The organism is Fredinandcohnia onubensis (genome assembly GCF_002734215.1).
Lineage (GTDB): Bacteria > Bacillota > Bacilli > Bacillales > Bacillaceae_L > Ferdinandcohnia > Ferdinandcohnia onubensis.
In genome coordinates this window covers 38451-54872 of sequence record NZ_NSEB01000013.1, presented here as the reverse complement: position 1 = coordinate 54872, position 16422 = coordinate 38451, and the positions used below count along the sequence as shown (strand labels likewise).

Annotated in this window: 13 protein-coding genes and 2 riboswitches; all 13 genes read right to left on the bottom strand. The window is 36.9% G+C overall.

Going from position 1 to position 16422, the window contains the following annotated elements; all coding sequences use genetic code 11:
• Positions 1–296: 296 nt before the first annotated feature.
• Positions 297–1619, bottom strand: coding sequence for an NCS2 family permease (locus tag CKK03_RS17305; protein WP_099363800.1), 1323 nt, complete (start codon positions 1617–1619; stop codon positions 297–299).
• A gap of 150 nt (positions 1620–1769) precedes the next feature.
• Positions 1770–1872, bottom strand: a riboswitch (purine riboswitch).
• An 85-nt stretch (positions 1873–1957) separates the two neighbouring features.
• Complete coding sequence (gene guaA / locus CKK03_RS17300) at positions 1958–3478, bottom strand: glutamine-hydrolyzing GMP synthase (RefSeq protein ID WP_099363803.1); 1521 nt, start codon at positions 3476–3478, stop codon at positions 1958–1960.
• A gap of 294 nt (positions 3479–3772) precedes the next feature.
• Positions 3773–3874, bottom strand: a riboswitch (purine riboswitch).
• A gap of 33 nt (positions 3875–3907) precedes the next feature.
• Positions 3908–6085: a transglutaminaseTgpA domain-containing protein gene (locus CKK03_RS17295; RefSeq protein WP_099363799.1), complete on the bottom strand. Its 2178-nt coding sequence runs from the start codon at positions 6083–6085 to the stop codon at positions 3908–3910.
• Complete coding sequence (locus CKK03_RS17290; RefSeq protein WP_099363798.1) at positions 6082–7299, bottom strand: DUF58 domain-containing protein; 1218 nt, start codon at positions 7297–7299, stop codon at positions 6082–6084. Before CKK03_RS17290 ends, CKK03_RS17295 begins: the two co-directional genes overlap by 4 nt.
• Positions 7299–8261 carry an AAA family ATPase gene (locus tag CKK03_RS17285; RefSeq protein ID WP_099363797.1) on the bottom strand — a complete coding sequence of 321 codons (963 nt, stop codon included), beginning with the start codon at positions 8259–8261 and terminating at the stop codon, positions 7299–7301. The genes CKK03_RS17290 and CKK03_RS17285 overlap by 1 nt, the downstream gene beginning before the upstream one ends.
• Positions 8262–8433: 172 nt before the next feature.
• Positions 8434–9606: a quaternary amine ABC transporter ATP-binding protein gene (locus CKK03_RS17280; protein ID WP_099363796.1), complete on the bottom strand. Its 1173-nt coding sequence runs from the start codon at positions 9604–9606 to the stop codon at positions 8434–8436.
• Between the two features lie 2 nt (positions 9607–9608).
• Positions 9609–10466 carry an ABC transporter permease gene (locus tag CKK03_RS17275; protein ID WP_099363795.1) on the bottom strand — a complete coding sequence of 286 codons (858 nt, stop codon included), beginning with the start codon at positions 10464–10466 and terminating at the stop codon, positions 9609–9611.
• A gap of 96 nt (positions 10467–10562) precedes the next feature.
• A complete protein-coding gene (locus tag CKK03_RS17270; RefSeq protein ID WP_099363794.1) occupies positions 10563–11573 on the bottom strand; it encodes an ABC transporter substrate-binding protein in 1011 nt (336 codons plus the stop codon).
• Positions 11574–12236: 663 nt separating this feature from the next.
• Positions 12237–12611, bottom strand: coding sequence for a hypothetical protein (locus CKK03_RS17265; protein ID WP_099363793.1), 375 nt, complete (start codon positions 12609–12611; stop codon positions 12237–12239).
• Between the two features lie 616 nt (positions 12612–13227).
• Positions 13228–13824, bottom strand: coding sequence for a 50S ribosomal protein L25 (locus tag CKK03_RS17260; RefSeq protein WP_099363792.1), 597 nt, complete (start codon positions 13822–13824; stop codon positions 13228–13230).
• 173 nt (positions 13825–13997) lie between these two features.
• A complete protein-coding gene (locus CKK03_RS17255; RefSeq protein WP_099363791.1) occupies positions 13998–14672 on the bottom strand; it encodes a metal-dependent hydrolase in 675 nt (224 codons plus the stop codon).
• A gap of 364 nt (positions 14673–15036) precedes the next feature.
• Complete coding sequence (locus CKK03_RS17250) at positions 15037–15744, bottom strand: hypothetical protein (protein ID WP_099363790.1); 708 nt, start codon at positions 15742–15744, stop codon at positions 15037–15039.
• 120 nt (positions 15745–15864) lie between these two features.
• A complete protein-coding gene (locus CKK03_RS17245) occupies positions 15865–16290 on the bottom strand; it encodes a hypothetical protein (RefSeq protein WP_099363789.1) in 426 nt (141 codons plus the stop codon).
• Positions 16291–16422 lie beyond the last annotated feature (132 nt).

The window sequence follows — 16422 nt, the reverse complement described above, 5'->3', positions numbered from 1 at the left end:
GTATTGTGTTCAGTTTTCAAAGAACTTTTTAACCCGCTGTTCATCAGCGACTTTTATAATATATCATCTTTAAAAGTTTATGTCAACAACTTTTAAAAATTGATTTATTTTTTAAAGTACTGTAATAGCGACCTACTTAATATACCAAGTTTAAGGTTCACCGTCAACCTAATTTTTTCTGGAATATTTGACCATATTATTCTCGTTATTACACATCTCGACAAAAACCAATTCCAAAAGATCTAACAAAATAAAAAAAAGATACCAGATTTTTAAATCCGGTATCCCTTCATTTTTTAAACTAAGAAGATAAAATATAAGATAAAGATAATGAATAAACCGTACATAATAGGGTGTATTTCTTTTGCTCTTCCTTTAACTATCATAGTGATTGGGTAAAAGATAAAGCCAATTGCAATACCAGTTGCGATACTTGAAGTTAAAGGCATTGTCAGGATTGTTAAGAATGCCGGAACAGCAATCTCGAACTTTTTCCATTCAATATCGCCTAACGTTGCAACCATCAACACCCCAACAATAATTAGTGCTGGTGATGTAACGGCTGGTGTTACAACTCCTAATAATGGAGAGAAGAATAAGGCTAATAAGAAAAATACTGCTGTCACAACTGAAGCAAATCCGGATCTTGCACCTGCAGCAACACCTGCTGTTGATTCAACGTAAGAAGTTGTTGAAGATGTTCCTAAGATAGCTCCGATTACTGTACCAGTTGAATCTGATACTAACGCTCTTCCTGCACGAGGAAGTTTATTATTTTTCATGATACCTGCTTGGTTCGCTACCCCTACTAATGTTCCTGCTGTATCAAAGAAGTCAACGAACATTAATGTAAGAATCACAATCAGCATGTCCATTGTAAAAATATCTCCAAAGTTAGCAAAAGCTGCTCCAAATGTAGGTGCTAGACTTGGTACAGAACTAACCACCTTATCCGGTACTTCAATTAAATTAACAATCATCCCTATAATAGCTGTGATTACCATACCGATAAATACAGCACCGTTTACTTTACGAACCATTAAGATTACTGTAATGACAAGACCAAAAATAGTTAATAATGTGTTTCCGTTTGATAGGTCACCCAACGCTACTAGAGTAGCTGGATCTGCAATTACAATCCCTGCGTTTTTAAATCCTATAAATGTGATAAACAATCCAATCCCCGCACCAACTGCTAGCTTTAGGTTTTGCGGAATGGCATCGATAATCTTTTCACGGATGCGTGTTAACGTTAGGAGAACTAAAAAGATTCCTGATACTAAAACACCCGATAAAGCAGTTTGCCATGAAATTCCCATTCCTAATACAACTGAATAAGCGAAGAATGCGTTTAGTCCCATACCAGGAGCTAAAGCAACAGGGTATTTTGCAACAATCCCCATGATAAGTGTACCAATAGCAGCTGCAAGTGCGGTTGCAACAAATACTGCATTAGCATCCATTCTTAACTCTGACGGTAAATCCGGTACATCACTTAATGATAAAATTGATGGGTTAACGAATAAGATATAAGCCATGGATAAAAACGTTGTTAGTCCACCAATGATTTCTCGTTTGTAAGTAGTTCCAAGCTCATCGAATTGAAAATACTTTTTCATAAATAGATTCCCTCTCCCTTTGATCCATATCGTCGTACTTAAGAGCTTCGATTTGGTAACAGACGCATAAAAGCGCCCCAGATTAATATCTGAAGCGCTTGACATCAAGGATAACGATAGAAAAGGAGAATCATAGTTAATTGACACTCTCCATTATCAGTTATACCTCGTAGTCAAGCTAATTTACGGTAGCCTGGTAGAAACTTTTGGGCCATATTCCCAAGATTATACGACGTATTTCAACAAAATCTGATTTCGACTTTATTATATGACAATGTACCTAGAGAGTCAACCTAAAAACGAACATTAATTTAAATTCATTTTATATCGTTCGTGTATTATTCCCATTCAATTGTTGCTGGTGGCTTGCTTGTAATATCATACACAACTCTGTTTACATGATTTACTTCATTTACAATTCTTGTTGAAATGACTTCGAGTACGTCCCAAGGGATACGAGCCCAGTCTGAAGTCATTCCATCAATTGAAGTCACGGCACGAATACCAATTGTGTAGTCATATGTTCTTGCATCACCCATTACACCAACACTTCGGATATCAGGAAGAACAGTGAAGTATTGCCAAATTTCACGCTCTAGGCCTGCTTTTCGGATTTCTTCTCGTAAGATGTAATCTGATTCACGAACAATCTCCAGTTTATCATCGGATATCTCACCTAAAACACGAATGCCTAGTCCAGGTCCTGGGAATGGTTGGCGCCATACGATTTCATCTGGAATACCGAGTTCCGTTCCAAGTGCACGTACCTCATCTTTAAATAAAGCATTAAGTGGTTCAATTAATTTGAACTGCATATCTTCTGGTAATCCACCAACATTGTGATGTGATTTGATTGTTTGTGCAGTAGCAGTTCCACTTTCAATAATATCTGTATAAAGAGTGCCTTGTGCTAGGAAGTCGATTCCTTCTAGCTTTGCAGCTTCATCATCAAACACATAGATAAACTCATTACCGATAATTTTACGTTTTTGTTCTGGGTCGCTTACACCTTTTAATTTACTTAAGAAGCGATCCTTTGCATCGATTTTAATGACATTCATATGGAAGCCTTCTGTAAAAGTCTTCATAACACTTTCAGCTTCTCCCTTACGAAGCAAGCCATGATCAACGAACATACATGTTAATTGGTCGCCTATTGCTTTATGAATTAAAACAGCGACAACTGAAGAATCTACTCCACCACTAAGTGCGCAAAGAACTTTTTTATCGCCAACTGTTTGACGGATTTTTTCCATTTCAATTTCAATGAAGTTTTCCATTGACCAGCTTTCTGAACATCCGCAAGCACCAAAAACAAAGTTTTTAAGAAGATCATTTCCGTATACTGAATGGCGTACTTCTGGGTGGAACTGAACACCATATAATTTACGAGATTCATCACTCATAGCTGAAATTGGGCAAGATGGGCTAACTGCATCAACTGAAAAGCCTTCTGGCGTTTCAACTACTAAATCTCCGTGGCTCATCCAAACTACTTGCTCATTTGGGATATTTGCAAAAAGTGCTGATTCATTTTGAACAGTAATCGTTGCTTTTCCGTACTCACGATTATGTGCCTTTTCTACACGGCCTCCGAAATGTTGTGTCATGAGTTGCATTCCGTAGCAAATTCCTAACACAGGAATACCTAAATCGAAAATTTTCTCATCGCATCTGAATGAGTTTTCATCGTACACACTATTCGGTCCACCAGATAATATAATTCCCTTTGGTTGCATTGCTTTAATTTCTTCAACTGTCATTGTGTGAGGATGGAGTTCACTATAAACACCAAATTCACGGATTCTTCGAGTAATTAATTGATTGTATTGACTACCGAAATCTAAAACAACTATCATTTCTTGAACGTTATCCACAAAATCACCTCGTTATATTTTGTAATATACCCACCAGATATTATGCATATCAAATTCGCCAAGGCGAATTTGCGCCCAGATTTTTTAGGCCCACACGAGGTGGGTCACAAAGACGTTGCCACAGGATGTGGCGCCCTTAGTCTTTGATCCTAAGCTCGAAAACTTACCTTTGAAAATCTGTGGCATCCGCCGGAGGCTTTTTTACCTTTGGTACTGAGTAAAGGTAAAAAAAATAGAATTCCACCTAATAAAGGCAGAATTCTAGGTCACGTACTTAAATAGAATAACTGCCTTCATAGTCAGACCATTTACGGTGGCCCGGTAGAAACTTTCGATCCATATTATCGAGGATATACGAAGGATACTTCTATTAAAATTGTGTTTTAATTCTATCAACCAGGTACCTATTGGTCAAGATGATATCTTTTTAATTAAATTTTCCCATAATTCAACTGACTTTTCCCATTCTACAGCAGCATTATCTTTGCGGTATAGGGCACGTTCATAGTTTAACGTTAATTGCTCCATTTCATGTCCTTTATAAAACTTATCAACTTGAACAGAGTATTCCCTTAAGGTTTGCCCTTCTCTTCTCGGGAAGCCTACTCGTGACAATTGTTTTAACAAGGCATTATAGGCTTTAAAATATGCCTCTTCATCTTTTGCATTTTTGTATAGCCAAATATAAAGATATGGGATCCATCTTTTTCGAGTCTGAAATACGAGATAAACTATCAAAGAGATGCTTAATAAGAATATCAGCACATATTTCCATGAGAACGTATCTGCTATTGTATCAAAGATGCTCGTTTCCTTCTCTTCTGACTTAGGCTTAGCAACAGTTTCTTCAACCTCTTCTTCTTCAGGGACTACCTCTGGTGAAGTTTGTGGCGTTTGACTGTTTGTATTTCCTGTCGTTGATAGATCATAGGAAAATAGATTTGAGTTACTAAATCCTTTTGTTGGCTCAAATGGAACCCATCCAAATTCCGGAAAGTATACCTCAACCCAGGAGTGTGCATTATTGTTTGTGATTTCATATGAATTTAATTCCACTCGTTGCCCTTCTGTATAGCCTTTTACCCATCTTGCCGGTATATCAACTGCACGTAATAGGACAACCATGGATGTTGAAAAGTTATCACAATAGCCTATTTTTGTATCAAACAAGAACTGATCGACATAGTCCTCATCCGCTGTTGGAATGGCCACATTTTGCGTATCATACGCAAATCCATTGGCTTGGAAATAGCCTTCGACTGCCTTTACTTTATCGTACCGATTCGTCTGTGAGTTCGTGATTTCTACTGCAAGTTCTTTTACACGTTCAGGAAGGTCATCAGGTAATTGAGTATATCTTTCTTTAAAGCCGTTATCCTGCTCAAGGCCACCCGGCTGTTTGATCTCTTTTAAATGGTTAATATAGTATTTCGGATACTGATAATTCAGGGTATAGCTATCCAATTTGACTTCATCATCGCCTCTTAAAGTCGAAATTTTTTCGGATAATGGGTTTACGCTAAAATAAATATCTGGGGCTGTCTCAACTGACGTTAACCCTAATGGATACACGATATGGGAATACTTTAAATCCATCTGAATCTCGGTTTCGAATTCCTCAACCTCGGTTTTTGGCTCGTACCAATTCAACACGGTATTTTCAACATTAAAGGTTTCTTTGTCGGCTTGACCAGATAATTTCCAACCCTTCCCTGTGTAGGTATCCTTAGATTCAACTCGCCAATAATGGCGTTTTTCTGTCTCAGCGGTAAACACAACTGTATCATCTGCGATAAATGGCCCACCTAGATTTTGATCATTGGTTCCATATCCAATTTTCTTTACTCCATTGATGGAGCCGTTCGTATTTTCTTGCCCGTATCCCTTTAAAAATGGAACTGGGTCGGGCCACTGAGGAGATGCTTTCGGTGAAACATAACCAATAAATGTAGAAAACAAAATAAAAATGGCTAATGGTATCGCCCATTTTTTCCCGATGTTTACATGTTTAGAAAGCTCTTTATCCTTTAAACGCTCAAATTGTAAAATTCCGAGCATAAAAAATCCAATAAAGACCGTTCGAATAATGGCTGCTTTTGCATCATATGGGCTAAATGTATCAATCACCGTGATATAAACGATCGTTAATACGAAAAACAGAAGTATTCTTTTTTGATGAGTAAACCAATAATGAAGCAAATAACTCATTAACCAAAGTAATATGAAAAAGAGAATCGTCCGAAAGATCGGCGTCATCCCCAACCAATTCGCTTGGAACATAAGCCCGATGTTTTTCATAAAATCACTAATAAAAATACCTAACCATGTTGAATCTAAAAAATCATATTTAAAATACAAAGAGTGAATCATATATAAAATAAGGAAAATTTTAATCAATGCACTAAACACAAACGGCACTCGCAGATATAACAATAGAAAGCTGACACCAATGAAAATGACAAACCCTGCAGTTTCCTTTGTATCTGTCACAGTTTCAAGGGGCCTTAACCATTCCCAAAGCAAGAGAAAACCAAATATATTTAATAATAGGTTTCGAACATCACGTTTTGCTGGAATTTTAGGCTTCATGATTTCCTCACCTCATTAAATACTTCGGTAAATTGTCCTTCATAAACAACTTTTGCAAAAACTTGATGCTTTCTGATTGCTTCAAGGACACCAAACTCTTCTTGCGTCAGCTGGGTTCCTCTTTCTTTCACCACAAAAAGCTGTAAGTCAGCGTTTCGCATCGAAAACCTGCCCACTAAATGAATCGTATCCTGACTTAATTCACTTGTGACTAGCATGAAAGTTACAGGTTGGTAATTTTTTTTGATTTCTGATTCCACAATTTGCGAAAATGATAGTGGACTATTGTCTTTTACTTTCGCAAGGTGGTGATAGATTGCTTGTTGCTGGGATTCTCCATTTTTTAACGGGAAGATAGCTTGGTCTTCTCCAACCGAGATAAATGAAACCTGTGCCCCTTTTCTTAATATTGCTTTCGTAAGTGAGGCTGTAAAGGTTACAATCTGTTCAAAATGGACTGATTCGGATCGATCCATAAATAAAACAACATCATGGCTTTGCTGCTGCTCAAATTCTTTCGTCATAATTCCATTTCGTCTAGCCGATGCCTTCCAATCAATCCATGAGAATCGGTCACCAGGTGTATATTCCCGTACACCGATTGCAATTGCTGTATCCCGCTGTAATCTTACGTTTGAGGAAGTCATCCCCTGTTCAAAGCGACTTTCCTGTTGTCGGTATACCATATCTACGTACTGTGGATATACTAAAAACTGGTCACGTACTGGCGCAACAGCTTCTTTTTCAATAAGTCCGAATAAATCTCCTGTCTTCATTCGGATTCCCTCTAAGAGATGCTCCCCCCGCGGGACTGAGTCAAACTTGTATTTGTAAGTTAACTCCCGCTTAAACCAAGGGAACAGGATAACCTTTGATTGTTTAGATTCTTCATATTTTTTCAATTGAGGTGGAAGAAGCTCCTCAACAATTAGATACATAAGTGGGAAAGGGATATTTCTTCGAATCAAGATCGTTGCTTCAAATTCCTCCCCTGCTACATACTCGCTGTGGCTGATGTGACGTTCCAGTTTAAAATCTTTAAGAGGATAGATTGATAGAACAAAAGAATACAATCCAAACGGGATAAAACTATAAAATAGAAACCAGCTTACGAACCCACCTTGAAACATCGCATATACAAATGTAGCTACAATCAGAAGAAAAATATTGACGAGTTTCCCCATTTCTTTTAGTTTTCGAAATAGTCTCCTCATTAACGATTCAACGACCTTTGCACTGGAATTGGTGTTCTTTCAATGATTTTCGCTACTATTTTTTCAGTTGTCATTCCTTCAAATCTTGCTTCTGATTTTAATATGATTCGATGTGGAAGAACATATAACGCAAGATATTGAATGTCATCCGGTATCACAAAATCCCTACCGTGTATCAACGCATAGGCCTGAGATGCCCGCATTAATGCAATCGACCCACGCGGACTAGCCCCTAGATAAACGGAACTATGCTCTCTCGTTCGGCTCACTAAATCTACAATATATTCTTTAATTGTTTGGTCTACATAAACTTCTTTTGCTTCATTTTGAAGAGAAATGAGTTCTTCAAGTGTAATTACCGCTTCTAGTTTTTCAATTGGCTTGGACTTTTCCGCTCGATTCAATACCTCAATTTCCTCATTAACGGATGGATACCCCATTTTCATTTTTAATAGAAAACGATCAAGTTGCGCTTCTGGTAGTGGGTATGTTCCTTCATATTCAATCGGGTTTTGGGTTGCCATCACAAAGAAAGGCCTAGGTAACATTCGGGTTACTCCGTCAACAGTGATACTGCTTTCTTCCATTCCCTCGAGTAGGGCAGATTGTGTCTTCGGAGAGGTTCTGTTGATTTCGTCCGCAAGTACAATATGACCAATAATTGGACCCGGTCTGAACTCAAATTGGAGTTCTTTCGGATTATAGATGGACGTTCCAGTTACATCTGACGGCAATAGGTCGGGCGTAAACTGAATCCGCTTGAATTCCGCACTCACTGATTTTGCAAGAGAACGCACCATCATGGTCTTCCCGACACCTGGTACATCCTCTAATAAGACATGTCCCTCTGACAATAATGCAACCAAACTCAGTGTGGCTACATCTCTTTTTCCGATCATTACTTTTTCAATGTTTTCAATAACTTTTCCTAAAACTGGATGTAACATATCAAGCTGCGCCATTTTCCGTCCCCCTATTTACCTAGCATCTTCTTACAATATATGTAACCATTATACTATCCACCATATTATGATTTCTATGGTTAACCAACATTTCCCTTTAAAATTAGAAGTGACTATAAAAAAATGACTCAGATTCATAAAATAATCTGAGTCATAGTAAGTTCGTATTCTATTAGACTAAACTTGATAAAACATGAACCCGAAGGATAATGCCTAATAGTCGAGAATCTTCGTCGACTACGGCTAGTGGGAACTTTGTCTCCAATGCTTTCGGAATAATATCTTGGATATATTCATCCTTTGATACTTTAAAGATATCATCTCGAAGCACATCAGTGAGTGTCTTCTTTTCCTTTATACCATCAATGCAATCGTCAATCGTGACTATTCCTTGTAGTTGTCGATGCTTATTTACAACGAATACACTCGATATACCATTCTTTTGCATTTCTTTTACCGCAACCTGTAACCCATCTTTTAAAGAAACCATTGCGCTTGACTTAATCATGACATGCTCTGCTTGTAATACTTTAGAGCGATCAATATCCTTTATAAATTCAGAGATATAGTCATTCGCAGGAGTCTCAATAATCTCTTCTGGTGTACCAATTTGCTCAACGACACCATCCTTCATGACCGCAACTCGATCTCCTAGTTTAAAAGCTTCATTGATATCATGCGTGATAAAGATGATTGTCTTTTGAAGCTTGTCCTGAAGCTCTAAAAGTTCAAGTTGCATTTCTCTACGGATGAGTGGGTCAAGTGCACTGAAAGGTTCATCCATTAATAGAATATCCGGATCATTTGCTAACGCACGTGCCAAGCCAACACGCTGCTGCATCCCACCAGAGAGTTCACCTGGGTATTTATCTTCATATCCCTTTAACCCTACACTTTCAATATTCTTTAATGCAATGTCTCTACGTTCTTCTTTTGAGACATTTTTAATTTCAAGGCCATATTCAACATTTGCTAGAACCGTGCGGTGACTGAATAAGCCAAAGTGCTGAAATACCATTGCAATTTTTTCCTGCCTGAACTTTTTCAGCTGGGATGAATTATAGCGAACAACATCTTCGCCATCTACATAGATCGATCCAGATGTAGGTTTATTTAAAAGGTTAAAGCAGCGAATCAATGTAGATTTACCACTACCGGAAAGCCCCATAATAACAAAGATTTCACCTTTATTTATGTCCATTGATGCGTTATAAACACCAACGGTATGATTTGTTTTTTCTAAAATGTCTTTTTTACTCATTCCTTTTTCGACCATTGGAATGATAGATTTTGGTTTCGAACCAAATATCTTCGAGACGTTTTCTATTTTAATTTTTGTTTCCATGATTAAGACCCCCTGTGTTTCTGGAAGGAATTCGCTACCCCTGATGTCACGCGGTCAATAATAATGGCTAGAAACACAATACTAATTCCCGCCTCAAATCCGAGTGCCATATCAATACGGTTAATCGCAATTAGAACCTGTTCACCTAGTCCCTTTGCACCTACCATTGACGCAATAACAACCATCGCAAGTGCCATCATTGTTGTTTGGTTTACCCCAGCCATAATCGTTGGAAGTGCCTGTGGTAATTGGACCTTTGTGAGCATTTGCCATCTCGAAGAACCAAATGATTGAGCGGATTCAATGACATCCTCATCAACATTCCGTATTGCGAGCTCAGTTAATCGAATAACTGGTGGCAATGCATAAATTAACGTCGCAAATACAGCTGAAACGTTTCCTAGACTGAAGAAGAAAATAGCCGGAATCAAATAAACAAAACTTGGCATTGTTTGCATGGCATCTAGAATTGGTCTCATGATGATGGAGAACTTTTTACTAAACGCCATCCACACTCCAACTGGAATCCCGATGACCAGTGATATGACCACGGAGGTTAAGACGATGGCAATCGTGATCATCAATACATCCCAAAGTCCAAACGTTCCAATTAAGAAGATAAAGAATGCATATAATACACCGGAAAGAGCTGATTTAAAGCGCCATCCTAAAAGGAAAATAATGATTAAGAAGAGCCACCACGGAATGAAGCTAAGAAAACTATCAATTCCATTGATTGTTTGAGAGGAGATAAGATGTATGAAATCAAAAAACCCTTCGAATGTTGTATCGATCCACTTTATAAATTTTTCAACGTATTTACCTAGAAATTCCCATCGTATATCTGGAAAACTACCCATAAACAGGTTACATGATGTAACCATTCACCTCACTTTTTTTCGACAAAAATCTTTGAAAAATGTAGTAGTTGGCAGTTACCAACTACTACAAATCTATTACTCTAATGAACTTTTTACTTTCTCTGCAATATCTTCTGGAACCCATGTAGTCCAGATGTCTTCGTGCTGCTTCATCCACCAATCTGCAGCCTCTTCGGCTGAAGCATCATTCTCATTCATATAGTTAAGTGCTTCTTCGGTTAAGTCGTTACTCGTTTCGTAATTTTTTAGGAACTCCACAACCTCTGGTGCTTGTTCAGGCATGTCCTTATGAACAGCTACAACAACATCGTTAGGTGGGAATGCTGTACCAAAATCTTTGTTCCATTGTTCTTCGTTATATTCCGGTTCTTCTAAAAGAGTTAGATCATATTTTGCAGTTACCCATGTTGGAGACCAATAGTATCCAACCCAACCTTCACCTTTTTCATATGCATCAACAAGCGTTGCTACTGCACTTGAATCTGAACCAGGGCTAATATAGCTAAATGTTTCACCTAATCCATATGTTTCGTATTTTGCTGTCATTGTTTCGTTAACTGCCCAACCAGTAGGAGCCCCTACAATACGTCCCTTGCTTGAATCCTCAGGGTCTGGGAACACCTCAGGGTATTTTTTCAAGTCCTCAACCGTTTTTAAATCGGGAGCTAACGGCTCAATTCCTCTTTCTTCGTCCCCTTCAATGACATAAGTCGGAACATACAGACCCTGGCTATTATCATTAAAGTTTGTAGATACTTCTTCAATATCTCCAGCATCTGTCATTTCTTTATAAAGCTCTTTGACATTATCCGTCCATACTTCCATATAGACATTAATGTCACCTTGACGTAGACCTTCTAATGTTGCAGGTGTTGAACCCACAGTCACCTCTGTTTCATATCCGTATCCTTCTTCAAGGATTCTTTGCGCAATACTGTTATGGAAGCGAATACTATCCCAACCAGCATCAGCTAGCACAATTTTGTCTAATTTTTCTGGCTCTCCATCTCCTGAAGATCCTTCACTACTACAACCAACTAAGGCTAGTAATAAAACAGTTAGTAATGTAAATAACTTTCTTTTCATAAATAACTTCTCCCCTTTTTTAAGTTTCAATCTATCAGTAAACCTATTTATTTACTGAGTTTATCTCGAGAATAACCCCCAAAATGAAGAGTCATTCATTTTCAATCGTTAGCATATTCCTCCATACCTTTATAAAACAGCTTCCCTATTGAATTTTAAGGTTGATTAGAATAATAGATAGGTATAATTCATTATTCAGTCCAACGAAAAATGCAGAGGATTATTAAGGCAACATTTTTCAGGACGTTGGAGGATATATCTTTTGAACTATTGTTCTTGGAAGGAATGAGCATTTTTTGTTTAACAGCCATTACTTTTAGGGTTACATTAAAAGTATAGAGGAATAATAAAATTCGAACAAACCTGATAATCTAGCATATCTCGTGATAAACTAGCATATTTCGCTCTTTCGAAAAATTTGAGGGTGAATAGTGGTTTATCCTTCCAAGATCCTCCCAAATCCTCAAATATCCTCCGAATATGCTGAAATTTTCTGTTTTTTATTCAAAATACACTATATGTAGTATCCAGATAGTACCTTTGCACCGTATTTAGGATACATAGCTCGATGCGCCATAGCTTCTCTCAACACATGATTGATAAGACGAAGAAAACCAGGTCTCTTTTTCAAGAGCCTGGTTTTGGTCTTTCCTACTATTCAATTTACCTTTTTTTCTTCTGCAAGAACTTCTCATTGATTACGAGCACTTTTCCATCTTCAGCTGGTCTGTATTTTCGAAACTTAAATTTATTTTTTTCAAATATGATATTCCCAATAGCATAAATTGGGAGGATGATGAACAAGTTAATAAGCATTTGTAGCAGCAAATTTATTTCATTTTCAAATATATAAATAGTAAATACGATATGAAACGCAAACGACACCATTAACACAATAAGCAAATTACATATATGGAACGCGATCACGCTCGTTTTTTCGCGAAACATTCGCTCCAGTTCAGCTTTGAAAAAAAGCGAAATAAACACTGATATCCCTATCGCAATAAGGGTTACTATATATGTAAAAACTAATTGCATATCCCCTAATCCCTCGCCCTCATATCACTATACTTTCTAAGTACAAAAGATTGATTATATATCCACATTGTAACACATCCTATATGAAAGAAGTCCCTAACAATATGTGACTAACAAAATATAAAACGGAGAAATTAAAGCATGGAAAATGAAAAAGCAGATCGATTACGGTCACAACTTGACGAAGCCATACAACCGATTATCGAGCGTTTAGACCGTTTAGAAAAAATGCTACAAGAGGTATTAAATAGTGAAGGCTAACGGGGAATTGCGTTCTATTCTGCGAAATTGCGCATTATTTTTAATAATTGCGTGTTAATCCGTGGAATTGCGCTTTACTTCCGATAATTGCGCGTTATTTCGCGGAATTGCGTATTAGCCGATTATTGACTCTTTTTTGCAGAATCGTGCGTTTACCCGAACAGATAAGCGAAAAACTATTTTCTCCACAAAAAAGCCTATACTAGAAGAACAAATAAATGCTTCTACTATAGACTCCCTAAAAAATTTTCTATAAAAAGTATTGCTATCTTTATTCGTTTTATTTTACACTTATAAACGCAGTTTTGGGTTGTCTTATATTCCTATTTTCAACTTACCAGGTTAGATCGCAGGATTAGACGCCCGAAACTTCAACTTCATTTTCTTCCTCTTCATTGGTTTGTGCTTTCACATAGTCGATTGACACAATCGTTTCATCGTCTTCATGTTTGATTGTACAGTTACTATACTCTTTTTTAATATCTGCTACTCGAACGGAATGTCCGATTTCAAATTCTGTAATGTCAATTTCAATAAAGTCAGGGAGATCATTCACCTTAGCTGTTATATCTAATTCATGAACAAATTGCCTTGCAACTCCACCGACTTTCTCTCCATTCGAAGTTCCCTTTAGAATGACACTTACTCTTGTATCAATTTCTGTATTCTGATTTACCTGAAGCAAATCTACATGAATGATTTCCTTGGTTACAGGGTTACTTTGGTAATCTCTTAAAATAACGTTTTTTGAAGTCCCATCAAGATTTAACGAGAAAATACCATTTCTACCAACAGTCTTGATTACATTTCTTAAATCAGTGTTGTTAATCAAGATTGACTCTGTGTGAATGGCCCTTCCATAAACAACTGCAGGGATTTTCCCTTCACTCCTCAATCTTTTCAAGATCGTTTTTTTAGTTTCTTTCCTTTTTTCTGCTACTAGCATACTCATTTTATTTCCACCTTTCTGATAAGCTTTAAATCTTAGACATTAGTTTTTATATAAAAAATGGTCTAAGAAATATTAGAATTACTTATATTTCTAGTATACCTAATCCTGCATTTTATTTCATGTAATTGGCTTACTGATTTAAGCAGTGTAAATCACACTTACATTTCTAACTATTAAAATCGAAATCGGAATACTTTATTGATGATCGGATACAGAAATTTAACCCCTTTTTTCGTAAGCATATCTCCTAAAATATGTGAAAGATAAGCGAGCGTTGAAATTAGAGCCAAACCGTCTACCTTCGTGTTAACTTCCAATAGATGTGACATATACCACCAATAAATCAATGCCCAAATCGTATGCGTTGGCCCTCTGTGTGCAAACCACCCTGCTCCACCTATGTATAAAGCAAACATAACCAACCACCACAATTCATTCGTAACTGCATAGTACAGTAAGAACAAACTTAAAATGCTCATTAGAATATTCTTCAAAGTTTCCTGACCTTTAAAGGAAAGCCCTAAAATGACCGCTCCCCACCCAAAAAGCAAAAGACTGTTTTGTTGTTTAAACCATTTATCATCTAGGAAAGACAGGAAACTTAAATCAAAAAAGAAAGTAACTAAAGCCAGTGCCATTAATGTACCACTTACAAAAACTCCACTCTTTTTTATTAGTTTAGCTGTCTTCGTTACACGCTTATTTAATAGATTATTACCATCTAAATCAGGAGCAAGGGAAGCCACGCCTGACGCAACTAAAATGACAGGCATCATTTCAAGCGGTTGGCTAACAGACGCCACCGTTCCGATCCCTAACCCTATTGCTAAATGTGTTCGACCTTTCATGTTGTCACCTCTATGTTGTTAATTATCTTAATTTGTCAATAAAATGCTCATAATTTGTAGATATTTCCCGGGAATTTGGTGAATTTTGAAATATAGTGCTATTTATTGGGACGAGGGGTATTTATTCTAATGTATCTTGTCTCGTAATCTTATATATCGCATGGCGATACGAATCAAAAAATAGCGGACAGCTCCTTGCCTGTTGAATACTATTATTGAGTCGCTGGAACAGCAAATCTTTTTCAAACTGAAACGTATCGCTTATTGGCTGCATCTAACTACGCACGTAAGTACCGTATATCGCCCAGCGATAAAAAAAAAAGAGTCCTTCAACCCTTTCAAGATTACTCTATTCAAAGATGACTCATTTTCTAAATATCGAGAAGATTCCTCCCCATTTTTCTTTTGGTTTATGTATCGCTTCTTCTAAACGCTTATTAAAATCATTTTGGGAATTCCATTCTTTTTTCTGTTCGTCCCGCATATTTTGTATTTCTTTTTGTAAAAGATCCGTTTTTTGTTTTTCTTGTTGTAGCAATGTTTCGTAATGGTTCTTTTGTTGTTCAGTTAGTTTTTCGATTTTAGCATTCGTTTTTTGCGCTGAATTTCCAATCGTAGAACTTATAATATGATGATCTTGCTGAAGTCGGGATACCTTTGTTTTAAGTTCTACCATATCGTTTGTCAGTTGAATATTCATTTCGCGTGTGGCTGCAAGTTCATTTGCTAGAAACATTAAGGCCTCTTTTAATTGGTTAGGATCTTGAGGTAGATTTTCATATGTATTGGTTACCGCAATCTTTGTTTCATTGGATTCTACTAATCTCTCTTTTTGTTGTTCCACAAGGTCTTTAGCTGTATCCTCTAGAGACTTGTCCGTATCGCGTAGCGCTATAAGCACTTCGATGTCAGAATGAACAAAAATACGCCGATCGCCATCTTTTAAAAACTCATATCCATTTTGCTCCAAGATTTGGCCATACTTTCGGACAGTAGGTGTTGCAATCCCCACCTTTTCTGCCACTTCCTTGGAAGAGTAAGCTTGTTCATTAGGTTGTATATCGCGTCTCATATCGCACCTCCTTTCTATTAAATATGAGGGTTTTTAGAGTTATTTGCAAGTGTTATATCGCCCGGCGATATGAAACGAAAATGAGCTGTACAGTCCCATTCATAAAGACTCCTACAATTTTTAATCTTTTAACAGAAATTTATCCAGTTTACGTACTTGATCATATGCTTTTAATAGATATTCAGGTACCAGTGTTCTCCCATATTCCCAAGCATTCTCTTCGATTTCTGCTAAAAGCTGTTCCTTCTCTTTTTCTTCACCATAAATGAGAGTCTTTAAAACTTGTGTGTTTTTTCTAAATTCTAAGTAATAACCAAGCTGACGATATAGAATAAGCTTTACAAAATTATCATCGGTTTCTTTAACTTTAAAATTAGTTTTAGAGTTATATCCGTTAATTTGTAAGTAATTAAACTTTATCGTATTTGTTGTCACATTATAACTCATCGGTACTTTGAGTTTATCGCTGGATTCAACATTTATTTTTAGATTGAGGTCTAGTAACGTATCAGTAATTATCTTCTCAATATGCCACATATATAGCATTTTTCTTCACCATTCCTAAAATCAATTTAAACCAATCTATTGTATGAAGCTGCCTATACCAAAGACAATATAAAATTGGCACATTGATGGCATTTTTACATTATTATATATTACATAATGTGACAAGAGTCA

Bases quoted from the DNA above. Each gene is read 5' to 3' on its own strand.
- CKK03_RS17305 (WP_099363800.1), bottom strand. From the start codon at position 1,619: ATGAAAAAGTATTTTCAATTCGATGAGCTTGGAACTACTTACAAACGA.
- guaA (WP_099363803.1), bottom strand. From the start codon at position 3,478: ATGATAGTTGTTTTAGATTTCGGTAGTCAATACAATCAATTAATTACT.
- CKK03_RS17295 (WP_099363799.1), bottom strand. From the start codon at position 6,085: ATGAAGCCTAAAATTCCAGCAAAACGTGATGTTCGAAACCTATTATTA.
- CKK03_RS17290 (WP_099363798.1), bottom strand. From the start codon at position 7,299: ATGAGGAGACTATTTCGAAAACTAAAAGAAATGGGGAAACTCGTCAAT.
- CKK03_RS17285 (WP_099363797.1), bottom strand. From the start codon at position 8,261: ATGGCGCAGCTTGATATGTTACATCCAGTTTTAGGAAAAGTTATTGAA.
- CKK03_RS17280 (WP_099363796.1), bottom strand. From the start codon at position 9,606: ATGGAAACAAAAATTAAAATAGAAAACGTCTCGAAGATATTTGGTTCG.
- CKK03_RS17275 (WP_099363795.1), bottom strand. From the start codon at position 10,466: ATGGGTAGTTTTCCAGATATACGATGGGAATTTCTAGGTAAATACGTT.
- CKK03_RS17270 (WP_099363794.1), bottom strand. From the start codon at position 11,573: ATGAAAAGAAAGTTATTTACATTACTAACTGTTTTATTACTAGCCTTA.
- CKK03_RS17265 (WP_099363793.1), bottom strand. From the start codon at position 12,611: ATGCAATTAGTTTTTACATATATAGTAACCCTTATTGCGATAGGGATA.
- CKK03_RS17260 (WP_099363792.1), bottom strand. From the start codon at position 13,824: ATGAGTATGCTAGTAGCAGAAAAAAGGAAAGAAACTAAAAAAACGATC.
- CKK03_RS17255 (WP_099363791.1), bottom strand. From the start codon at position 14,672: ATGAAAGGTCGAACACATTTAGCAATAGGGTTAGGGATCGGAACGGTG.
- CKK03_RS17250 (WP_099363790.1), bottom strand. From the start codon at position 15,744: ATGAGACGCGATATACAACCTAATGAACAAGCTTACTCTTCCAAGGAA.
- CKK03_RS17245 (WP_099363789.1), bottom strand. From the start codon at position 16,290: ATGCTATATATGTGGCATATTGAGAAGATAATTACTGATACGTTACTA.